Source organism: Janthinobacterium breve, from assembly GCF_051380895.1.
Classification (GTDB): domain Bacteria; phylum Pseudomonadota; class Gammaproteobacteria; order Burkholderiales; family Burkholderiaceae_D; genus Janthinobacterium.
This window is the reverse complement of record NZ_JBNYXY010000004.1, coordinates 478,013-500,140: the sequence shown is the minus strand read 5'-3', so window position 1 is coordinate 500,140 and position 22,128 is coordinate 478,013. Positions and strand designations below refer to the sequence as shown.

Annotated in this window: 21 protein-coding genes; 10 read left to right on the top strand and 11 right to left on the bottom strand. The window is 62.4% G+C overall.

Annotation, left to right across the window (positions count from 1 at the left end; translation table 11 throughout):
* Positions 1 to 130: 130 nt before the first annotated feature.
* Positions 131 to 907, bottom strand: a complete 777-nt coding sequence (locus ACQ4W0_RS10305; protein ID WP_436576633.1) for an enoyl-CoA hydratase — start codon at positions 905 to 907, stop codon at positions 131 to 133.
* Between the two features lie 77 nt (positions 908 to 984).
* Here ACQ4W0_RS10305 and ACQ4W0_RS10300 point away from each other — a divergent pair, with 77 nt between their 5' ends.
* Complete coding sequence (locus tag ACQ4W0_RS10300) at positions 985 to 2,286, top strand: MFS transporter (protein WP_436576632.1); 1,302 nt, start codon at positions 985 to 987, stop codon at positions 2,284 to 2,286.
* A gap of 137 nt (positions 2,287 to 2,423) precedes the next feature.
* On the top strand, positions 2,424 to 2,861 hold the full coding sequence (locus tag ACQ4W0_RS10295; protein ID WP_436576631.1) for a universal stress protein: 438 nt from the start codon (positions 2,424 to 2,426) through the stop codon (positions 2,859 to 2,861).
* Positions 2,862 to 2,900: 39 nt separating this feature from the next.
* On the opposite strand, the gene mltA is transcribed toward ACQ4W0_RS10295, so the two are convergent.
* Positions 2,901 to 4,181 (bottom strand): murein transglycosylase A, encoded by a 1,281-nt coding sequence (gene mltA, locus ACQ4W0_RS10290; protein WP_436576630.1) that lies wholly within the window; start codon positions 4,179 to 4,181, stop codon positions 2,901 to 2,903.
* 10 nt (positions 4,182 to 4,191) lie between these two features.
* On the opposite strand from mltA, the gene ACQ4W0_RS10285 reads away from it, so the two are divergent.
* A complete protein-coding gene (locus ACQ4W0_RS10285) occupies positions 4,192 to 4,338 on the top strand; it encodes a hypothetical protein (protein WP_170909598.1) in 147 nt (48 codons plus the stop codon).
* A gap of 24 nt (positions 4,339 to 4,362) precedes the next feature.
* On the opposite strand, the gene apaG is transcribed toward ACQ4W0_RS10285, so the two are convergent.
* The gene (gene apaG, locus ACQ4W0_RS10280; RefSeq protein ID WP_034753698.1) at positions 4,363 to 4,737 is read right to left on the bottom strand and encodes a Co2+/Mg2+ efflux facilitator ApaG/CorD; all 375 of its coding nucleotides are present in this window, start codon (positions 4,735 to 4,737) and stop codon (positions 4,363 to 4,365) included.
* Between the two features lie 157 nt (positions 4,738 to 4,894).
* On the opposite strand from apaG, the gene rpe reads away from it, so the two are divergent.
* The 7 genes from rpe to ACQ4W0_RS10245 all read left to right on the top strand — a co-directional run bounded on the left by rpe (position 4,895) and on the right by ACQ4W0_RS10245 (position 11,022).
* Positions 4,895 to 5,569, top strand: a complete 675-nt coding sequence (gene rpe / locus ACQ4W0_RS10275; protein WP_436576629.1) for a ribulose-phosphate 3-epimerase — start codon at positions 4,895 to 4,897, stop codon at positions 5,567 to 5,569.
* Positions 5,569 to 6,285 carry a phosphoglycolate phosphatase gene (locus ACQ4W0_RS10270; protein WP_436576628.1) on the top strand — a complete coding sequence of 239 codons (717 nt, stop codon included), beginning with the start codon at positions 5,569 to 5,571 and terminating at the stop codon, positions 6,283 to 6,285. Before rpe ends, ACQ4W0_RS10270 begins: the two co-directional genes overlap by 1 nt.
* A gap of 237 nt (positions 6,286 to 6,522) precedes the next feature.
* Positions 6,523 to 8,019: an anthranilate synthase component I gene (gene trpE, locus ACQ4W0_RS10265; protein WP_436576627.1), complete on the top strand. Its 1,497-nt coding sequence runs from the start codon at positions 6,523 to 6,525 to the stop codon at positions 8,017 to 8,019.
* Between the two features lies 1 nt (position 8,020).
* The gene (locus ACQ4W0_RS10260; RefSeq protein ID WP_102123341.1) at positions 8,021 to 8,584 is read left to right on the top strand and encodes an aminodeoxychorismate/anthranilate synthase component II; all 564 of its coding nucleotides are present in this window, start codon (positions 8,021 to 8,023) and stop codon (positions 8,582 to 8,584) included.
* A gap of 65 nt (positions 8,585 to 8,649) precedes the next feature.
* Positions 8,650 to 9,693, top strand: coding sequence for an anthranilate phosphoribosyltransferase (trpD, locus tag ACQ4W0_RS10255; protein ID WP_436576626.1), 1,044 nt, complete (start codon positions 8,650 to 8,652; stop codon positions 9,691 to 9,693).
* A 34-nt stretch (positions 9,694 to 9,727) separates the two neighbouring features.
* Positions 9,728 to 10,528 (top strand): indole-3-glycerol phosphate synthase TrpC, encoded by an 801-nt coding sequence (trpC, locus tag ACQ4W0_RS10250; protein ID WP_436576625.1) that lies wholly within the window; start codon positions 9,728 to 9,730, stop codon positions 10,526 to 10,528.
* Between the two features lie 20 nt (positions 10,529 to 10,548).
* Complete coding sequence (locus ACQ4W0_RS10245) at positions 10,549 to 11,022, top strand: hypothetical protein (protein ID WP_436576624.1); 474 nt, start codon at positions 10,549 to 10,551, stop codon at positions 11,020 to 11,022.
* On the opposite strand, the gene ACQ4W0_RS10240 is transcribed toward ACQ4W0_RS10245, so the two are convergent.
* The 8 genes from ACQ4W0_RS10240 to ACQ4W0_RS10205 form a co-directional block, all read right to left on the bottom strand.
* On the bottom strand, positions 10,973 to 12,139 hold the full coding sequence (locus tag ACQ4W0_RS10240) for a GGDEF domain-containing protein (RefSeq protein ID WP_436576623.1): 1,167 nt from the start codon (positions 12,137 to 12,139) through the stop codon (positions 10,973 to 10,975). The two genes, ACQ4W0_RS10245 and ACQ4W0_RS10240, sit on opposite strands and share 50 nt — an antisense overlap.
* A 220-nt stretch (positions 12,140 to 12,359) precedes the next feature.
* Positions 12,360 to 14,195, bottom strand: coding sequence for a M61 family metallopeptidase (locus ACQ4W0_RS10235; protein ID WP_436576622.1), 1,836 nt, complete (start codon positions 14,193 to 14,195; stop codon positions 12,360 to 12,362).
* Between the two features lie 48 nt (positions 14,196 to 14,243).
* Positions 14,244 to 14,822, bottom strand: a complete 579-nt coding sequence (locus tag ACQ4W0_RS10230; RefSeq protein WP_436576621.1) for a nucleotidyltransferase family protein — start codon at positions 14,820 to 14,822, stop codon at positions 14,244 to 14,246.
* A 13-nt stretch (positions 14,823 to 14,835) separates the two neighbouring features.
* Complete coding sequence (locus ACQ4W0_RS10225) at positions 14,836 to 17,100, bottom strand: xanthine dehydrogenase family protein molybdopterin-binding subunit (RefSeq protein ID WP_436576620.1); 2,265 nt, start codon at positions 17,098 to 17,100, stop codon at positions 14,836 to 14,838.
* 10 nt (positions 17,101 to 17,110) lie between these two features.
* A complete protein-coding gene (locus ACQ4W0_RS10220) occupies positions 17,111 to 17,569 on the bottom strand; it encodes a (2Fe-2S)-binding protein (RefSeq protein ID WP_086145594.1) in 459 nt (152 codons plus the stop codon).
* Positions 17,570 to 17,701: 132 nt separating this feature from the next.
* Complete coding sequence (locus ACQ4W0_RS10215; protein ID WP_436553855.1) at positions 17,702 to 18,418, bottom strand: DsbC family protein; 717 nt, start codon at positions 18,416 to 18,418, stop codon at positions 17,702 to 17,704.
* Positions 18,419 to 18,577: 159 nt separating this feature from the next.
* On the bottom strand, positions 18,578 to 19,810 hold the full coding sequence (locus ACQ4W0_RS10210) for a UbiH/UbiF family hydroxylase (RefSeq protein WP_436576619.1): 1,233 nt from the start codon (positions 19,808 to 19,810) through the stop codon (positions 18,578 to 18,580).
* A 79-nt stretch (positions 19,811 to 19,889) separates the two neighbouring features.
* Positions 19,890 to 22,100 (bottom strand): S41 family peptidase, encoded by a 2,211-nt coding sequence (locus ACQ4W0_RS10205; RefSeq protein ID WP_436576618.1) that lies wholly within the window; start codon positions 22,098 to 22,100, stop codon positions 19,890 to 19,892.
* Between the last annotated feature and the right edge of the window lie 28 nt (positions 22,101 to 22,128).

The window sequence follows — 22,128 nt, the reverse complement described above, 5'->3', positions numbered from 1 at the left end:
TCAGCTGCGAAGAAGGAAGAGTATGAAGCTTTTTCAGCATTTCGTCAACCTTCTTTTTTACTACCCAGCCTCTGAAGGCTGTCCCTTTTGTGCCGCAAACTAGTGCGTCTCATCGGGGAGGCGAATCATATCAAAGACCGTCGAAGTTTGGCAAGCGCTTTTCAAGGAAAGCGTGCATGCCTTCCTTTTGAGCAGGCGTGCCGAAGGCGGCCTGGAACAAACGGCGCTCGTAGGCGACGCCATCGGTCAGGGTGGTTTCAAAGGCGCGGTTGACGCAATCCTTGATCATCATGGCAACCGAGGTCGGCATGGCGGCGATAGTCTTGGCGGCAGCCAGCGTTTCCTCCAGTAATTTATCGGCCGGCACCACGCGGGACACCAGGCCGATGCGTTCTGCCTCGGCGGCATCGATGGTACGTGCCGTCAACAGCAGATCCATGGCCTTGGCCTTGCCGATGGCGCGCGGCAAGCGCTGCGTGCCGCCCGCGCCTGGCGTGACACCTACCTTGATTTCCGGCTGGCCAAATTTGGCACTGTCGGCGGCGATCAGGAAATCGCACATCATGGCCAGTTCGCAGCCGCCACCGAGTGCGTAACCCGCTACGGCGCCCACTACGGGTTTGCGCACGCGCAAGATATGCTCCCAATTGCGGCTGATGTAACCCTGGGTGAAGGTGTCCGGGTAGGTGTAATCGGCCATGGCGGCGATATCGGCACCGGCGGCAAACGCTTTTTCGCTGCCCGTGAGCACGATACAGCCGATATTCTCGTCCGCATCGAATTTCAGCAGGGCGTCGCCCAGCTCATTCATCATATTCTCATTCAATGCGTTGAGCGCCTTCGGGCGGTTCAGGCGGATGACCGCCACTTTGTCCTGGATGTCGATGATCAGGTCTTCGTATTGCATAGTGTCTCCTCTCGATGAACGGTAGCGACGATTGTAGCGGCTAACGGCAGCGGTGCGGCAGGTGCGCTGCTATTATTGTGAGCCCGATCACCTTTATCGAGCAGCGTATTTTCTCTTCCTTCTTCCAGTATTGCGTCCGCCACCTGCGCGGCGACGGCAGCGCCGCCAGCGTCAATTTTCGCCGCCTGTGGTTCAGCAACGGCCTCAATTGCTTCGGCGCCCAGATCACCTCGCTGGCCCTGCCCCTGTGCGCGGTATTGTTATTACATGCGACGCCGGAACAAATGGGCGTGCTGGTCGCCCTGCAGGCGCTGCCGTTCGCCCTCTTCGGCTTGCCCGTCGGCGTACTGCTGGACCGCCGCAGCAAGCACCCGATCATGCTCTTTAGTGAAAGCATGTCGGGCCTGGCGCTGGCCAGTGTCGCCGTCGCCTACTGGTGCGGCGTGCTGTCGATGCCGTGGTTATATATAGTGGGATTCATTATCGGCACGGGCTTCGTCGTCGGTGGCGGCGCCGAGCAAGTTTTCCTGACCTTTTTGGTGGGCCGCGATGGCTTGATCGATGCACAGTCGAAATTTGCCACCACCGAATCGGCCTCGCGCCTGATCGGCCCCGGCCTGGCCGGCGTGCTGGTGCAGGTCTTGTCGGCGCCCGTCGCCATCCTGTGCACGGCTTGCGGCTATCTGATTTCCGTCTTCAATCTGCGCGCCATGAGCGTGCGCGATCCACGCCCGGCTCCCTCCGACAAGCACGCCCTGCGCGACATCGCTGACGGCTTGCTGTTTGTCTGGCGTGAACCGCTGCTGCGCGCGCTGGCCTGGGGCGCGGGCATCTGGCACTTCCTGTTTTACGCCAGCATGGCCTTGACGGTGCTGTTCGCCACGCGCGACCTGGGCATGAGTCCTGGCGTGCTGGGCATGACACAGATGCTGGGCGGTGCCGGCGTATTGCTCAGCGCTTTCATCGTCAAACCGCTGACGCGCCGCTATGGTGCCGGCCGCACCATTCTCATCGGGTTGGCGTCCACCTCCGTATGCTTTGCCATGACGCCCACTATCCCCGCCGCCCTGTTCGGCAGCCCGGCTGCCAGCGCCGTGGCCTATGCCGTGCTGATGTTTTTTTTTGATTGCGGCGTGATGCTGTTCTTTATTCCCTACCTGGGCTTGCGCCAGAAGGTCACACCCGACCCCATGCTGGGCCGCATGACCTCGACCATGCGCTTCCTGACGGTGGCGACGGCGCCGCTGGGCGCGCTGGCCGCCGGCTGGGTAGCGGAACACTTTGGCGTGCGCAATGGCCTGGCCTGTATCGCGGCAGGCAGTATTTTGTTGACCGTCGCCATGGTGTGGGGCACGCCACTGCGTAGCGTGCGCACCTGAAGCGATGAACGGGCATACACTGCTGAAAGATTGCCTTGGCGACATTATTCATGCCAAAGCCTGTGAGGTTTGATTTACATCAAGGTTTTAATTGATGTAAATCCATAAGCTGTCTTACATCACTCTAGGAGCCCGTCATGTTTAACACCATCTTATTTCCCACCGACGGCTCGCCGCTGTCCGACAAAGCGGCCGAGACGGCCCTCGCCTTCGCTCAATTGAACAAGGCCAAGCTGGTCGCCCTCAGCGTGGTGCAACCGTTCCCGTTCTCGCCGATGGCCGATGGCGGCATCGTGCTCGATGCTGGTTTGTACGAGCAACAAATGCAGGAAGCGTCGCAACGCGCCGTCGACAAGATCGGCGAAGCGGCGCGCGCCGTCGGCGTGTCCTTCGAAGGCGTGGTCGCCGTCTCGCCCAGCCCGCACGAGGAAATCGTCAATGCGGCGCAAACCTACCATTGCGACATCATCCTGATGGCCTCGCATGGCCGCAAAGGCTTGAACAAGCTGTTCGTGGGCAGCGAAACGCAAAAAGTACTGGCGCATACCCAGCTGCCAGTCATGGTCTTGCGCTAACCTTGCGCTAGCGCATCCCCGCCCGGCGCCACGAAAAACTCAGCGCGCCGGCGCCTGCTTCGGCAGCAATACCCACACGGCGCCGTTCTGCTTCATGCGGCCCGCATTCTCCGCCGCTTCCGCACCGAAACCAAAGAAGTAATCGACCCGGATGGGGCCGCGAATGGCGCCGCCCGTATCCTGCGCCATCACCAGGCGCTGCATGGGAATCTCGCTATTGGCTTGCGTGGTGGACAGGAACACGGGCGCACCCAGCGGCAGGAAGCGCGAATCGATGGCCACCGAGCGCTGCGGCGTCAACGGCACGCCCAGCGCACCCTTCGGCCCCACTTTGGGATCGGGCAGGCGCTCTTCCTTGAAGAAGACATAGCTCGGGTTGGCATTGAACAATTCATCCTTGCGCGTAGGGTGGCCGGCAATCCACGCCTTGATGCCCTGCGCGGACGCCTGGCTCAGGGTCAGCTCGCCCTTGTCGACCAAGTAGCGGCCGATCGACTTGTATGGGTGGCCATTCTGGTCTGCGTACGCCACGCGCACGGTTTCCTGCGTATCGGTCAGCTGCACGCGCCCGGAACCCTGCACTTGCAGGAAAAACGCCTCGACTTCGTCATCCACCCACAGTAATTCCTTGCCCGCGACGGACGTGGCGCGCTCGATGTCGGCGCGGGTCGCGTACGGGATCACCTTCTTGCCCACCAGCTTGCCCCGCAAGCGCATGTTTTTCAGTTCCGGATACACGCTGGCCAAGTCGACGGACACGAGATCGTCAGGCACCTTGTACAGCGGCGTCTGGTATGGACCGCCGCGCTTGCGCGCGCCATGCAACAGCGGCTCGTAGTAGCCCGTAACCAAACCGGTACTGGCGCCATCGACGGTGATGACTTGATTGGGCACAAAGAAAGTTTCGAAGAACAGGCGGATGGCCTTGTCGCTGTCGGCATTCACCTGGCGCGCGATCGTGCACGACTCCTTCCAGTCCGGCCGTTTGACCAGCACGCCGCATGAAGCCATGAAGGCTGGCCAGGCAGCGCGCATGTCATCGCGACCCCAGCCAGGCAAGGCGGAAAATTTGGCGGGCACGAAGGTGGGAGCCGCCGCTGCATCGATGGTGTCCTTGGCATCCTTGGCGTCAGCCGGCTTGGCCGGCACCGGCTTGACGACAGTCGGGGCAATCGCTGGCGCCTTGTCGCCAGCAGCGCCGGGCGCTACCGGCGGCGTGGTACAGGCGGAAAGCGCAAGCGCGACGGCGCCGATTGAAACGGGTAGACTACCGCGTGTAAAGAGATGGCGGGTAAATACTAAGCTGCGGGTAAATAACATAGGGGTGCGTATGTGGATCTTGATGATAGAGGCGCTGGTGGCGTTCTTCTTGCTGGCATTTATAGTCTGGTGGACCATGTATTCGGGTAAAAAACCCGCGCCACCCGCGCGCAAGCAGCTCAGTGAAGAACAGGACAGCACCGAAAAACTGAAATAAGGGGCGCACGCCCCCGGCCTCTCGTTAATGCAGGGTACGCGGCACCGACAGCACGAACTCGGGAATCGGCGCTTCGAACTGATGGCCATCTTCGGCCACGCAAAAGTATTCGCCGTGCATCGAGCCTTGCGGCGTGCCCAGCATGGTGCCGCTCGTGTATTCGAACTGCTCGCCCGGCTGCAGCAGCGGCTGGTGGCCGACGGCGCCCAGGCCGCGCACCTCTTCCACCTTATTGTTCGCATCCGTGATGACCCAGTGGCGCGAAATCAGTTGCGCGCCAGCCGTGCCCGTGTTGACGACGCGAATCGTATAGCTGAACACGTGCCGCCCCTGGTCCGGTGCCGATTGCTCGGGCAGATATTGCGTCTTGACCGTTACCGTAAATTCATAAGTCGCCATCGTCATTCCTATTCAGACATTGCCAGTCGTGTTGTGTGTCGCGCGCGCTGCATTGGCCACCGCGCGCCGTGTATTCTGCGTTCCAGTAAGGCATGGTAACGGCGTCAAGCGTAAAATAGCGCATCTTCGCATTTTCTACTCTTAGCCCTTAGCCACCATGACAATATTCCGTATCGCTCCCAGCATCCTGTCCGCCGACTTTGCCCGCCTGGGCGAGGAAGTGCGCAACGTCGTGACCGCCGGCGCCGACATCATCCACTTCGACGTGATGGATAACCATTATGTGCCGAACCTGACCATCGGCCCGCTGGTGTGCGAAGCGATCCGCCCGCACGTGCAAGTACCCATCGATGTGCATCTGATGGTCAAGCCTGTCGATCGCATTATCCCGGATTTCGCCAAGGCTGGCGCGAACATCATCACCTTTCACCCGGAAGCGTCGGATCACGTCGACCGCTCCTTGCAGCTGATCCGCGACAATGGCTGCAAATCGGGCCTGGTTTTCAACCCGGGCACGCCGCTGCACTATCTGGAACACGTGATGGACAAGATCGACATCATCCTGATCATGTCGGTCAACCCGGGCTTCGGCGGCCAGTCCTTCATTCCGCAAGCGCTGAAAAAAATCGCCGAAGCGCGCCGCATGATCGATGAATCGGGACGTGACATCATGCTGGAAGTCGATGGCGGCATCAAGATCGACAACATCGCCGCCGCCGCTGCCGCCGGCGCCGACACCTTCGTCGCCGGCTCTGCCATCTTCGGCAAGCCGGACTACAAGGCCGTCATCGATGCCATGCGCGCCGAGTTAGCCAAAACGGTGGGCAACTGATGCAGCCGGGCACGGTGAAAGACCACGTACTGGCCGGCGTGCGCGCCGCCATCATCGACCTCGATGGCACGATGCTCGACACCGTGCCCGATTTTCATGTCGCCATCAATGGCATGCGCGCCGAATTCGATCTGGCGCCCATCAGCGCCGAGGCCATCAAGCTGATGGTGGGCAAGGGCTCGGAAAACCTGATCCGCGCCGTGCTGGCACTCGACTTCGATGCCGCCGGCGTGGAACAGCGTTTTGACACGGCGATGGAGGCCTACCAGCGCCACTACCTGGCCATCAATGGCCAGTTCAGCACCCTCTACCCGGATGTGGAAGCAGGGCTGGCGGCGATGAAGGCGGCGGGCTTGCGCCTGGCCTGCGTCACCAACAAGCCGATCGCCTTCGCCCTGCCCCTGCTGAAGCAGAAAAACCTGGCACAGTATTTCGAGATCGTCTATGGTGGCGATTCGCTGCCGAAGAAAAAACCACACCCCATGCCACTGCTGCAAGTGTGTGCAGACTTCGACTTGCCGCCCGCCAAAGTGGTGGCCATCGGCGACTCTTCGAATGACGCGCAAGCGGCACGGGCTGCGGCTTGCCCCGTCTTGACCGTACCGTATGGTTACAACCACGGACACTCTATACACGACACCGATTCCGATGGTATAGTAAATACGCTGCTTGAAGCGGCCGATTTTATTAGCATGCACAACAGACCAGCATACTGACCATACCCAACACCATATCGTGAACACGTTTCTCATCAAAAAACACAATGTCACCCAAACCGGCTCGATTGAGGCCTGGCTTTGGCGACGCTGGCAATCCTGGCAGGCCTAAGGCCGAGCCGTGTAAGATTGCTGTCGGCTGCACGCGCGCACCGGCAGGTTTTTTGATAACCCACCGCAGGGACTGTGCTTTGTAAGCACGACGCACACGCGTACCCTGGCGGCATGGAGAGACACATGACCGAACTCGAATTCAAATCGCTGGCCCAGCAAGGCTACAACCGCATCCCACTGATCGCGGAAGCTTTTGCCGACCTGGAAACCCCGCTCACGCTGTACCTGAAACTGGCGCAGACCCAACAAGGCGGCAAAAACACCTTCCTGCTCGAATCCGTCGTCGGCGGCGAACGCTTCGGCCGCTATTCCTTCATCGGCTTGCCCGCCAACACCGTCTTGCGCAGCCATGGCAACCGCACGGAAATCGTCAAGAACGGCGCCGTGATCGAAGAGCACGAAGGCAATCCACTCGACTTCATCGAACAGTTCCAGTCGCGCTTCAAGGTGGCCCTGCGCCCCGGCATGCCGCGTTTCTGCGGCGGCCTGGCCGGCTACTTCGGCTACGACACCGTGCGCCACATCGAGAAAAAGCTGGCCGGCGGCGCGCCGAAAGACGACTTGAACCTGCCCGACATCCAGTTGATGGTGACGGAAGAACTGGCCGTCATCGACAACCTGTCCGGCAAGCTGTACCTGATCGTGTATGCCGACACCACGCAGCCCGAGTCGTTCTCAAAAGCGCGCCAGCGCCTGAAGGACTTGCGCATGATGCTGCGCCGCGGGGTCGATGCGCCCGTGACCAGCGCCTCGGTGCGCACGGAAACCATCCGCGACTTTTCCAAGGAAGACTATCTGAAGGCCGTCGCCAAGGCGCATGAATACGTGATGGCCGGCGACCTGATGCAAGTGCAGATCGGCCAGCGCATCCGCAAACCGTATGTCGATTCGCCTCTGACCCTGTACCGCGCCCTGCGTTCGCTGAACCCGTCGCCCTATATGTACTTCTATAACTTTGGCGACATGCAGATCATCGGCGCCTCGCCCGAGATTTTGGTGCGCAACGAGACGACGACAGACGGCGGCAAGAAAGTCACCTTGCGCCCAATCGCCGGCACCCGTCCGCGCGGCGCTACCCCGGAACGCGATGCCGAGCTGTCCGCCGAGCTGCTGGCCGATCCGAAAGAAATCGCCGAGCACGTGATGCTGATCGACCTGGCCCGCAACGACATCGGCCGCATCGCCGAAACGGGCAGCGTGCACGTCACCGACCGCATGGTCATCGAAAAATACTCGCATGTGCAGCACATTGTCTCGAACGTGGAAGGCACGCTGAAAGACGGCTTGTCGAACCTGGACGTGCTGCGCGCCACCTTCCCCGCAGGGACCCTGACGGGCGCGCCGAAAGTGCGCGCCATGGAAGTGATCGACGAACTGGAAATCACCAAGCGCGGTATCTATGGCGGCGCCTGCGGCTACCTGTCGTTTGGCGGCGAAATGGATGTGGCGATCGCCATCCGCACGGGCGTGATCAAGGACGGCATGTTGTATGTGCAGGCTGCGGCCGGCATCGTGGCCGACTCGATTCCCGAAATGGAATGGCAGGAGACCGAAAACAAGGCGCGCGCCGTACTGCGCGCCGCCGAACAAGTGCAAGATGGCCTGGATGGGGAGTTTTAAGATGCTGCTGATGATCGACAACTACGACTCCTTCACCTACAACATCGTGCAGTATTTCGGCGAACTGGGTGAAGACGTGCGGGTCTACCGCAACGATGAAATCACGATCGAACAGATCGAAGCGCTGAACCCGGACCGCATCTGCATCTCGCCCGGCCCGAAAGCGCCGGCACAGGCGGGCATTTCGGTCGAAGTGCTCAAGCACTTCGCCGGCAAGAAACCGATACTGGGCGTCTGTCTGGGACATCAGGCCATCGGCGAGGCGTTTGGCGGCAAAGTCATCCGCGCCAAGCAGGTCATGCATGGCAAGACTTCCCTCATCGCGCATACGGGCGTGGGCGTCTTCAAGGACCTACCCAGCCCCTTCACAGTGATCCGCTACCACTCTTTGGCGATCGAACGCGCCTCGCTGCCTTCCTGCCTGGAAGTGACGGCGTGGACGGACGACGGCGAAATCATGGGCGTGCGCCACCGGGAATACGATATCGAGGGCGTGCAGTTCCACCCCGAATCGATCCTCTCGGAGCACGGCCACGCCCTGCTGAAGAATTTCCTCGAGCGCTGATTCCATGCGCACGCCACGGCGTGCCGTCAGTGTCCTCCTGCGCCATCATTGAAGAAGGAAGCATCATGCCGATCACCCCACAAGAAGCCCTGCTGCGCTGCATCGAACACCGCGAAATCTTTCACGACGAAATGCTGTACCTGTTCCGCCAGATCATGTCCGGCGAAATGTCGCCCACCATGATCGCGGCGCTGACCATGGGCTTGCGCGTGAAAAAGGAAACCATCGGCGAAATCGCCGCCGCCGCGCAAGTGATGCGCGAGTTTTCCACCAAGGTGCCCATGGCCGACACCACCAACCTGCTCGATATCGTCGGCACGGGCGGCGACGGCGCGCACACTTTTAATATCTCCACCGCCTCGATGTTCGTGGCGGCAGCAGCCGGTGCGCGCGTGGCCAAGCATGGCGGACGCAGCGTCTCGTCATCGTCGGGCAGCGCCGACGTGCTGGACTCCCTGGGCGTCAACATCAACCTGCAACCCGAGCAGATCGCCCAGTCGATCGCGCAGACGGGCATCGGTTTCATGTACGCGCCCAACCACCATGCGGCCATGAAGCATGCGGCGCCCGTGCGCCGCGAACTCGGTGTACGCACGATTTTCAATATCCTGGGCCCGCTGACGAATCCGGCCGGTGCGCCGAATATTTTAATGGGCGTGTTCCACGCCGACCTGGTCGGCATCCAGGTACGCGTGCTGCAGCGCCTGGGCGCCCAGCATGCCATCGTCGTGTATGGCCGCGACAATATGGATGAAGTATCTTTGGGCGCAGCCACCATGGTCGGCGAACTGGTCAACGGCGAAATCCGCGAGTATGAAATCCATCCCGAAGATTTCGGCATGTCGATGATCGCCAGCCGCAACCTGAAAGTGGCCGACTCCATCGAGTCAAAGGCGAAGATGATGGAAGCGCTGCGCGGCGAGCCCGGCGCGGCAGCGGACATCGTCGCCCTGAACGCGGGCACGGCGCTGTATGCGGCTGGCGTGGCCAGCTCGATCGAAGACGGCCTGGCACGTGCGCGCACCGCCGTCAGCTCGGGTGCCGCCCTGGCAAAACTGGAACAATTCGTGCAGGTGACGCAGCAGCTGGGCACCCCGGCGCAAGCGTAAGCTTCCCGCCCTCCTTTATAGAATAGCGACCATCATGTCCGACATACTCGATAAAATCCTGGCCGTGAAGGCCGATGAAGTGGCGAAGGCCAAAGCCCACCGCAGCCTGGCCAGCCTGCGCAACGACGTGGAAAGCGACAACGCCCTGCGCGCCGGCCTGCGCGGTTTCGAGGCAAGCCTGCGCCAGCATATCGCCGCCGGCAAACCCGGCATCATCGCCGAAGTAAAAAAGGCGTCGCCATCGAAAGGCGTGATCCGCGCCGACTTCCGCCCGTTTGATATCGCCGCCAGCTATGCAGCGCATGGCGCGGCTTGCCTGTCCGTGCTGACGGACGAGCAGTTCTTCCAGGGCTGCGTGGATTACCTGCAGCAGGCGCGCGCCGCCTGCGCCATTCCCGTGCTGCGCAAAGATTTCATGGTCGACATGTACCAGATCTATGAAGCGCGCGCCATGGGCGCCGACTGCATCCTGCTGATCGTCGCCGCGCTCGACCATGGCCTGATGGCCGAAATGGAAGCGTGCGCCCACGAACTGGGCATGGGAGTGCTGATCGAAAGCCACGACGGCGAAGAACTCGACGCGGCACTCAAGCTCAAGAGCGCGCTGATCGGCATCAACAACCGCAACCTGCGCACGTTCGAGACCTCGCTCGACACCACGATTAATCTCTTGCCGCGCATCCCGCAAGACAAATTGATCATCACGGAATCGGGCATCCACAGCACGGCCGACGTGAAACGCATGCGCGATGCGCACATCCACAGCTTCCTGGTGGGCGAGGCGTTCATGCGCGCGCCCGACCCCGGCGTGGAACTGGAACGCCTGTTCAGCTAAACCATGGTAGGCTGGCAGGCATGAGACACGCGATCACCATCCTTGCCGCCACTGTCCTGCTGTCGGCTTGCCAGACTGCGCCCCCGCCAGTGGGCCGCGCGCCCTCGCCAGTGGAGCGCACGCCCCCTGGCACACCGGCCGCGCTACAGCTCGCGGCCAACATCGACACCTACAAGGCGCTGGTGGCACAGCAGATCATGGTAGCCAACGGCGCATATACATTCAGCGGGCGCCTGCCGCCCATGTTGCCAGCCATCGTCGTGCTCGACCTGAGCGTTGGCCCCGACGGCGAGCTGAAAAGCGTGCGCGTGCACCGTTCACGCGACAGCGAAGCATCTGCTGCGGCGCTGGCCGCCGTGCGGCGCGTGCAAGAACTCTTTCCGCCAGCGGCACACCTGATGCACCGCCACGCCAGAACCTTCGATTTTTCCGAAACCTTCCTGTTCAACGAGCAGTACCGATTCCAGCTGCGGACCTTGTCCGGTCCTCAGTAAACGCGCAGGCATCGACTTCGATGCGGTCGCGTCCCCGCTCCTTGGCCAGGTACAGGGCAGCATCGGCGCGCGACAGCAATTCATCCAGCCCCTCCACCACCGATGCCTGGCAAGCGACACCAATGCTGACCGTACACGACGGCAGCCCCGCATGACTGGACTCGCGCAGCAAGGCGCGAATGCGTTCGGCCACGCCCAACGCACTTTGCGCAGGCATGTCCGGCATCAGCACGACGAACTCCTCGCCGCCGAAACGCGCCACGCAATCCGATTCGCGCAGGGCGCCGCCGATGATGGTGGCCGCATGCGCCAGCACCTGGTCACCCACCGCGTGACCGTAGCGGTCATTGATCGATTTAAAGTAATCGAGGTCAATACTGAGCAATGTCAGCGGCAAACGGCGGCGCAGATTGCCAATTTCTCGCGCATAGGCGTCACCAAAGCCGCGCCGGTTCAACACCTGCGTCAGCGGATCGTGGGTCGAGCGGCGCTCCAGTATCTGCTGCAGGCGGCGCGTCGCCACCGTCATGAAGCCCACCGTCAGCAATAGCGCCATGAAATTGGCGACCGCGAGATAGATGCCGGCCGGCGTGCCGGCCACCGCCAGGTTCACGCTGGGGCCGCCATGCAGCAACGCCGACACGCCGCGCACCAGCACCACGACAGCTTGCAGCAGCATCAGCACACCAAAGAAAAAACTCGAAAAATGGCGCTCGCCGTAGCGCCATACCAACTGCGCCTGCCGCGCATAAAACAGGAAGACCAGCAGGGAGAAGACCGCCACGCGCGCAGAGAAATCGGGGCGCACCAGCAGCCACCAACTATTGCAGGCGATGGACAGGGCAAGGATCAGCAGATAGGCGCGGCGACTCGTCGCCCGGCCATAGAATTTCTCCGTGCCCAGCATCGACAGGCCGATGCCGGCCACCAGCGCCGCATTGGCCGCGATCATGGACAATGCCGGCGGCAGCACCTCGCGTGTACCGAACAGCAGGGACGCGCACACCAGCAACAGCAAACCGGCCGCCCAATGTCCCAGGCCATGCACCTCGCGCCGAAAACTGCGATAGACCGAGAACATGACGATGCTCATCGCCCCGCACATCAGGGTCGTCATCAACATAATCGTTCGTGGATCGAGGGTTTGCACGTCAGGCGCGATCTAAAAGAAACAGTTCGGCAATTTTAGTTTAGTTGAAGGAAAATTAGTTCATTTGCGGTAAATATGATGGCACAGCGCCAATATTGGTGGATTAGTTGCATTTAAAAAGTTGCATCTTGAAATGAAAAACCGGCCATAACGGCCGGTTTTCTGTCTTAACGCATGAGACTCAACATCACGCCGCGCTAGGGCGCTTCGGCCCCGTGGCTTTCTTTGGCGCCGGCAGCAAGCTCAAGCTGACACCCGGCACGCGGTCACCCTGCAATACGGTGGCAAACGTCATCAACTCGTCGCGGCGGAAGGCGTGGATGTCCACCCTGGCGCCGACGGCGTAACGGCCCAGCAAGGTGTCCAGGTTGGCCGGGTTGCCCGTCACGCGCAAGCCATCGATGGCCACCAGCACGTCGCCCGCCGACAGGCCTGCCACATGGGCGGCGCCGCCCTGGTGTACCTGCGCCAGCCTGGCATCGTTGCCGTCGCGTCCCAGGTTGACGTCCAGGCTGGGCTTTTCCGCCTTGCGCTGGTCGCTGTACTTCACGCCGAACGGCGCCAGCAGGCGCGCCAGCGGCACGTCGTCCGTGCCGCGGATATAGCGCTCGAAGAACGGCTTCATGCGCGTGCCGGAAATTTCATCGAACAGGGCTTCGACTTCGGCCGGCGTCACGCCGCGCGCTTTGCCCTTGTAGAAATCGCGGCCATAGCGCTGCCACAGCGCCTGCATCACGTCGTCCAGCGATTTTTCACCATTCGTCTTCGCGCGCAGCGTCAGGTCGAAGGCCAGCGCGATCAGCGAACCCTTGGTGTAGTAGCTGACGATGGCGTTCGGCGCGTTTTCATCCTGGCGGTAGTACTTGCCCCAGGCGTCGAAGCTGGAATCGGCCACGCTTTGCTTGCTGCGACCGCTGCCGCGCAGCACGCTGTTGACGGTCTTGCCCAGCAGCTTGAAATAGGCTGCCTCGTCGATCAGGCCGGCGCGCACCAGCATCAGGTCGTCGTAATAGCTGGTGAAGCCTTCGAATAGCCACAGCAGCGGCGAATAGCTTTCCGCCTGCAGGTTGTACGGCGCAAAAGCGGCCGGCTTGATGCGCTTGACGTTCCAGGTATGGAAGTATTCATGGCTGCACAGGCCCAGGAATTTCAGGTAACCGTCGCCGATCTCCGTGCTGTCCGACGCCGTCGTCGGCAAGTCGGCGCGGGCGCAGATCAGCGCCGTCGAGGCACGGTGTTCGAGGCCACCGTAACCGTCGCCGACGGCCATGGCCATGAACACATAGCGGTCCATCGGCGCTTTTTTTGTCTTCGGCTCGAAGAAGGCGATCTGCGTTTCGCAGATGGCCTTCAGGTCGCGGCACAAGCGGGCCAGGTCCAGGTTTGGCACCTTGCCCGTGACAACGATATCGTGTGGCACGCCATGCGCCTTGAAGGTGGCCAGCGCGAAGTCGCCCATCTCCACCGGGTGGTCGATCAGCTCATCGTAATTGGCAGCCTGGTAGCTGCCGAAGCCATAGCGCTTCGCCTTGAGTTCCGGCAGGGTGGTGGCCACGCGCCAGGTCTTGCAAGCGGCATCCTTCGGCTGCACGATGTGCACCTCGTGCGCATCGGATTCCTGGCCCAGCACGCGCAGAAACACGCTGGTGCCGTTGAAGAAGCCGTGATTCTGGTCCAGGTGCGCGGCGCGCACGGACAAATCCCAGGCGTAGACGTCGTATTCGACCGTCAAGGCGCCCTTGCACGGGGAGGCTTGCCACGAATGCTTGTCCAACTTGGTCAGCGCCACGGCCTTGCCCTCGGACTCGGCGCGGATGCTGACGATATTGCGCGAAAATTCACGGATCATGTAGCTGCCCGGGATCCAGGCCGGCAAGGACAAGACCTGGCCGATGGCGGCTGGCGACTTGACCGTCAAGGTGACCTTGAACATGTGGCCGGCCAGATCAAAGGCGGCGATGCTGTAGATGATGCCGGCGGCGGGCGCCTTGGCGATACTTTTTTTAATTGGAGCTTTTTTCATGTTTTCCTCGTGTCTGGCTTATCTTCCCGGGAGCGCCACTGCCCCGCCTTACAAATCGTCAGGTGTATCAATATCGCGCACGATGCCGCTGTCGTCCACTGTCACTTCGCATACGGCATGGCTGTTGACAATGCTGCGCGCGCCCTGGTCGCCATCGAGCGCCAGCAGCAGCGGCAAGTGAAAGGCACTGAACGCGACAGGATTACCGCGCCGGCCCTGGAACACGGGCACAGCGATGCGCGCGCCATCGCCGATGGCTTGCGACAAGGCGGCGATTGTAGCCGGTTCCACACCAGGCATGTCGCCCAGGGCGATCAGCCAGCCCGGCGCGCCGCGCACGTAATCGATGGCGCAGGTGAGCGAGGCGGCCATGCCCATGTCGGCATCATGGCAGACGCGCACCTCGCAGCCCAACGCGCCGAGCACGCGCGCGACCTGCGTGTCGTCCGCACGCACCACGGCCAGCACGCGCGGCAAGGCCGCCAGCATGGCTTTTGCGGCCGCCACCACCACCGGCAAGCCCGCATGCGGGCCTTCCGTCAAAGGTTGCAATAATTTGTTCTGCACGCCGGAAGGGTCGAACCTGCGTCCCCTTCCGGCTGCCAGCAAGATGCCGACCGTACTCAAAAAACTGCTGCCGTCATGCGGCCGCCAAATCAAACGGCAGCTTGCGCAGGCGTTTGCCCGTCAGCGCGAACAGCGCGTTGGCGAAGGCGGGCGCCAGCGGCGGCACGCCCGGCTCGCCCATGCCCGTCGGCGCGTCGCCCGATGGCACCAGGTGCACCTCGATCACCGGCATGTCGGGCATGCGCGGCACGGGGTAGTCGCCAAAGTTCTGCTGCTCCACCACGCCATCCTTGAGCGTGATGGCCGCGCCGGGAATGGTCATGCCCAGCGCCATCAGCGCGGCGCCCTGCACTTGCGCCTCGATCGTCAGCGGATTGACGGCCAGGTTGCAATGCACGCCCGCCCATACCTGGTGCAGCCTGGGCGCGCCTTCCACCACCGACGCCGTGACCACGTAGGCGACCACGGAATTGAACGATTCATGCATGGCCACGCCCCAGGCCTGCCCTTTCGGCAGCTTCTTTCTGCCATAGCCGGACTTGGCCACGGCCAGGTCCAGCGCGGCGATATGGCGCGTGTGCTTCGCGTCGATCAGCTGCTTGCGATAGGCGACAGGGTCCATCTTTGCCACATGCGCTGCTTCGTCAATCAGGGTTTCCATGACAAAGGCCGTATGCGTCGAGCCGACGGAGCGCCACCACAGCACGGGCACGTTCGCTTTGGCCGTGTGCACGGACAGCTTCATCGGCAAGGTGTACGGCTCGCCCATGCCTTCGACCATGGTGCCATCGACGCCATTTTTCACCATGAAGGCTTCGAACGGCGTGCCGGCCATGATGGACTGACCCACGATGGTATGGTCCCAGGCGAGTATCTTTCCCTTGGCGTCGAGGCCAATCTGCGCGCGGTGCACATGCGACGGCCGGTAATAGCCGCCCTTGATGTCATCCTCGCGGCTCCACATCAGTTTCAGCGGCCCGCTCTTGCCGGCAGCCCGGTACGCCTTGGCAACATTGACCGCTTCAACCACGTAGTCGGACGACGGCACGGCGCGCCGGCCGAAGCCACCGCCGGCCATCATCGTATGCAGGGTCACCTGCTGGGGTTTCAGGCCGGACGTGGCGGCAATCGCTGCCTGGTCCCCCGTCTGGAATTGCGAGCCGACCCACATCGTGCATTTGTCGGCCTGCAGGTCGATGACGCAATTGAGCGGCTCCATCGGCGCGTGCGCCAGGTAAGGGAATTCGTAGACGGCTTCGATTTGTTTCGGCGCCTTGGACAATGCGGAGACATCGAATGCGCGCGCCACCGTGCCCGACGTTTTGGCCAGCGCCTTGAAGGCCGCCAGCTGCTGGTCGCTGCTGACCTTTTCCACGGCGCTGCTATCCCACTCGATCACCAGCGCGTCACGTCCCTGCTTGGCCGGCCAGTAGCCGTCGGCGATGACGGCCACGCCGCTGCCGCCACGGTCGGTCTTCACTTCCAGCACATCCAATACACCCTTGATGGCTTTCGCCTTGCTGGCGTCGAATTTAGCCACTTTCGCGCCAAACACGGGCGGACGCGCCACCATGGCCACTTTCGCACCGGGCGGCTTGAAGTCGATGCCGAACTGCTGTTTTCCCGTGGACTTGGCGGCGGCGTCCAGGCGTTTCACGGGTTTGCCGATGATGACAAAGTCGCGCGGGTCCTTCAGCTTGACGCTGGCCGGTACAGGTTGGCGCATGGCAGCGTCGGCAAGTTCGCCATACGTCGCCTTTTGTCCGCCGGGGCCGTACAGCACGCCCTTGGCAGCGCGCACCTGGTCGGGACTGACTTTCCATTGCGCGGCGGCGGCGCCTACCAGCATGGCGCGCGCCTTGGCGCCGATTTCGCGGTACTGCGTGAACGAATGGGCGATGCTGCCCGAGCCGCCCGTCATCTGCATACCGTAAGCGGCATCCTTGTACTGCTCCCCGGCGGGCGCCAGGGCGCCATGCACCAGGCTCCAGTCGGCGTCGAGTTCCTCGGCGATCAGCATGGGCAAGCTCGTTTGCACGCCCTGGCCGAATTCCAGCCGGTTCACCTGCACCGTCACCGTGTTATCGGGGGCGATGTGCAAAAAGGCGTTCGGTGCATACACGGGCTTGGCGGGGGCGCTATCGGCTGCCATCGCCAACTTGCCTGCGCCCGGCAGGAAAAAGCCCAGCATCAAACCACCGCCGGCCACCGCGCCAGCCTTCATGAAACCGCGCCGCGAGACGCCATCGGCAAGCGCCGCCGGCGCCGATGCCAGCGCCGCGCCCAGGGTCACTCCGCCATGCTGCAATGCTTCCTGATTCAACCATTCGATACGCATGTCGTTCTCCTCAGGCCAAGGTCTTGGCCGCGTCCTTGATGGCTGCGCGGATCCGTTGATAGGTGCCGCAACGGCAGATATTGCCGCTCATGGCGCCGTCGATGTCGGCATCGCTGGGCGCCTTGTTGGTGCGCAGCAGCGCCGTGGCGCTCATCACCTGGCCGCTTTGACAGTAGCCGCATTGCGGCACGTCGTGGCGCACCCATGCCGCCTGCACCGCCTTGCCCACCTGGTCGTTTTCCATCGCCTCAATGGTGGTGATCTTTTGCGCGCCGACAGAGGAAATCGGCGTGATGCAGGAGCGGATAGGCTGGCCATCGAGGTGCACCGTGCAAGCGCCGCACAGGGCAGCGCCGCAACCGAATTTGGTGCCCGTCATGTTCAGGTTATCGCGCAACGCCCACAGGATGGGCGTGGAAGGATCGGCGTCGACCTGCGTGTCGTGTCCGTTGATATTCAAGGTAATCATCTGCTGCTTCCCTTTTTTTGGATTGTTATGGCGTCTACAAACAACACTTGATGATACGACAGCGGAAAAAAGTGCAAAAAAAAGCGCGCCTTGCGAGGGCGCGCCGTCCAGCCTTCCTGGCGACAGCCCGGATTACTTAATGGTCGAGAATTTCTGTTCCAGCGTTTTCGCATCGACTGCGCCCGGAATGCGGCTGCCGTCGGCAAAGAAGATGGCCGGCGTGCCCGAGACGCGCAACTGCTGGCCCAGCGCCAGGATTTTTTCATGCGGGTTAGCGCAAGTGGCGGCCACCGTGGCCGGCGCCTTGCCGTTCAACATCCAGTCATCCCAGGCCTTGTTGCGGTCCGGTGCGCACCAGACATTGCGCGACTTGACGATGGAGTCCGGCGACAGGATGTTGTACATGAAGGTGTAGACAGTGACGTTGTCGATCTCCTTCAACGCGTTCTGGCGGAAGCGCTTGCAATAACCGCAGTTCGGATCTTCGAACACGGCGATCACGCGCTTGCCATTGCCCTTGACGGTTTTCATGGCCGAATCGAGCGGCAGGTCGGAGAACTTGATGCGATTGACTTCGTCCAGGCGCACCTTGGTCAGGTCTTGCGACGTCTTGGCATCAAAGACGTGGCCGACGAACAGGTATTGTGCAGCTTTGTCCGTGTACAGGATATCGCCACCCGTGCGCACTTCGTACAGGCCGCCATACGGGGTCTCCTTGACCGAATCAACCTTGGCGCCTTCGCCCAGGCGCGGCTCGATCAGCTTTTTGATGCTCGCTTCCGTTGGCGTTTCCGCGCCGGCGCACGACATCATCAGGCCCGAGGCCAGCACCAATGCGATTCTGCTCATTTTTATCACTATCACTTCTCCACTTGAAACGCCTGGCGGAACTAGCCCCTGGCCCGGCATCGTTATCTCTTTGACAAAACGATCGCCGCAGACCAGCTGCGGCGACCTTGAATTTTCACACCTGCCATTATCCAGCGATATCTTAAGATTCGCTGATATTTACTGATGTCCCAATGCGTGCGCAATCATTTTTCGCTTCAGGGTCGGTAATTTATCCAGCAAGTTTAATCCCAAATTGCGAACCACGCGCAACGGTTCCAGATCGGCGCCAAATAAACGCGCCAGGCCATCGGTGGCCAGCTGCATCAGCAGCACGTCTTCCTTGCGCGCGCGCGCATAGCGGGCCAGCACGCGCTCGTCGCCGATGCCGCGGTGCGCTTCGCGTTCGCTGATCGTCTTGACCAGCTGCGCCACGTCGGCAAAGCCCAGATTCATGCCGTGACCGGCCATCGGGTGCACCACGTGGGCAGCGTCGCCCACCAGGGCCACGCGCGGCGCCACCATGGCGTGCGGGCGCATCAGGGTCAGCGGAAACGCGCGTACCAGCTCCGGCTGCAACGGCGTCAGTTTTCCCAGTTTGTCGTGGCAATATGCGGCCAGGCGCTCGGCCAGGGCATCGGCCGATTCAGACATCAAGGTGTCGGCCAGCGTATCGGGCGCCGACCAGACCAGCGAAACGCGGTCGCCCGGCAGCGGCAGCAGCGCGACGATGCCTTCTCTGCCCGTGAACCACTGGTGGGCCGCACCATGATGCGGCTTTTCGCAGGCGAAGTTGCTGACCACGCCGCGCTGGCCGTAGGAACGGTAATCGAGGCCGATATCGCACTGGCCGCGCACCCAGGACTGGGCGCCGTCCGCGCCCACCACCAGCGCGCAGGTGATGGTGTCGCCGCCATCGAGGTGCACGATGGCCGAGTCATTCGTCCATTCCAGGCGACTGGCGCGGCCCTGCACCACGTTGACGTTCGGTGCGAATTTCAGGGCCGCATCCAGGGCCTGGCCCAGGTTACGGTCTTCGATGATCCACGCCAACGTGCCCACATGGGCGCCGTAGGCATCGAAACCGAGTCCACCCGCCTGCGCGCCGTCGCCGTTGACCAGCATGGCGTCGACGGGCGCCACCCTGTCGGCCTGCAGCGCGCCCCAGACCTTCAGCGACGACAGCAGCTGGTGCGCCGTGTGATTGAGCGCATACACGCGCACATCCCAGCTGGCTTCGACCGGCTTGACAGTGGGTGCCGGAGGGCTCACCGGGGATAACAGGGTGACGCTTTGTCCTGCCTGGGCAAACGCCAGCGCCGTGGTTTTCGCGATGGCGCCATTGCCGACGATGCAAACGTCGCTGTGGCTGTGCATGAAGCGCCGCATGGTAGGGGAATTTGGACTGTTCATGCGGCCATTATAGCGTTTGCCGTCACCGTTTCAGCATGCGCGCCCGCCAGCGAAAACAGGGGAAAGCCAAAGATTTGAACTATTCTTGATCTTGGCGCAGAAATGCCTGCGCGCGCTCTAGCACTTCGTCGCGCCCGGCGCGCAAACCGGCCACGGTGGACGCGACCGTGATATGGGGCTGCACGCCCACTCTTTGCAGCTGGCGCCCATCCGCGTGGCGCACCTCCAGCCCTGAGTACCAGACATGAACATTCCCAGGAAGCACTACCTCGCGCAAGTCGCCATTTGCGCCTGCGCTGGACGTACCGATGAAGGTGACGGGTGTGGCCGCCTCCAGCATCAACGCCAGGTGTTCCGCCGCGCTTTGCGTTTGTTCGTTGATCAACATGACGACCTTGCCCCGGTACAGCGGCCCTGGCGCGGGAAAGAGACGGTCAACATAGGCCAGCTGCGCGTCATGGCCCGCTTCACGTGGCATCGCCAGTTGTTGGTATGAAGTGGAAAAGAAAGTGGCGTGATTGACATTCAGGCGTCTGGCAATGGCACGGCCTGTCGCATGCGGATAGCCTCGCATGTCGAGAATCAGCGCGCGGCTGTCCCGGATGGTGTCAAACATGGCGTCAACTTCTTCGGGCAGCAATCGATCCAGGTCGACATAGGCGGTACCCTGCTCCACCCGCACGGCAGGCAAGGCGTGACGCAAGGGCAGCGCATCGCCCAGCAGCGTTGGCGCCAGTGTCACGCTGCGCCGCACCCCATCGCCGCCGGAGAGCAGCAGTTGCACCTTGCTCCCGGCCGGGACAATCAGCATCTCATACATGGCCTTGCGCCAACGGCCCGCCTCTGTCGAGGCGGCAGTCATGGTACGCAAGCGCGCAAGGCGCACGGCCACGTCTTCGCCATCGATACTGATGATCTCATCACCCGCATGCAGCAGGCCGGTGCGCTCCAGCGACAGGTCGGTCACGCCGGCAACCACGACATGCCCGTCGATGCGCGCAAGCTGCATGCCGAGTCCATGCGTACGCTCGTTCCAGCCCAGCGCCCGGCTGGCCGTACCCACATGACTGTCATCAAGATGCACCGCCATCGCCTGCAGCGCCAGGCCATATTCTCGGGCGTCCCGTACCTCCTCCATGCGCCGCAGGCAGACCCGCAGGGCCTCTTCCCAGGAAGTGTCCATCAGACGGCGGGCGGGAAAGTACTTATCCATGGTCGCCCACAGCTTGATCGCCGCCAGCATGCGCCACTCGCGCTGTGGAAAACGCATGTCGCGATACACGGCATCATCCTGCCGCACGGGGTAGATGGCCGCTTGCGCCACAGGCGACACTGTGCGGGCCGGGTGCGCCAGCAGCGCCAGCGCCGCAGCAACAGGCGCACTGCCTGGCCCAGTGGCGCGGTCCTCGGGCAAGGTGCGGTCGGCATGCCAGAGCGCCACGCTGCCGTCTGGCCAGACCAGCTGGCCTGCGGAAAACTCCACCGGCAAGCCTTCGGCCAGCCACAGCGTTTGCAGCGGGCCGGCCCGACTGCGCCACGCCCCTTCCTCGGCCACGATGCGTGCGCGCCCCGCATGCTGCAACGTCAGCAAGGCGCCTGGCACGGGCTGCGTGTCGTTCACGATCGCCACCATGGGTAGTGCGCGCGCTCCGGCCGATGGCAGTAGGCGCTGCGTTTCCATCTGCATGAAACCGGGCGCGATACCTTCCCAGTCCTGCGGGTCTTGCGGCCGTGGCCCCGTTGAAAAACGGTAGCGTCCCGCTGGCGGCAGCAGTGCCTGGCCAATTAACTGGGCCAACACGGCATGCAGCATGACTGGCGACGGTGAGGGAGGAACGTCGGCAATCGGACGCACATCCAGGATCACCTGCTTGGCACGCGCCGGCAGCACGAACGGCGTGGTGTCAATCCGCATGCCTGGGTGCAGATGCAACAGCGCCGTATCGCCGGGCAGCCATTCCAGCACGGCGCCATCGGCAGGCCAGCGCACGAAGGCCTGGCTTGGCACGCCAATTCGCAACGCACCGTCATGCAACGGCGCCATCAGCGTGGTGGCGGCGGCGCGCAGGCTAGCCTCGCTATCGTCTCCCTGCAGTTGTGGCAGCGCGTCGACCAGCGCGCGGTCCCAGTCGATGGCGCCATCGGCCAGGGCTGGATGCGTGGCACGCGCTTCACTCCACAGCCGCGCCAGCGCGACGACGTTACCCTCGCCCGCCTGCGCGACAGCCATATGCAGGACGAGCACAGACACGATCGCCAGTTGCCATTTCACCCTCTGTACTACGTTCAATCGCTACTCCCGCCGGTTCCGCCATGAA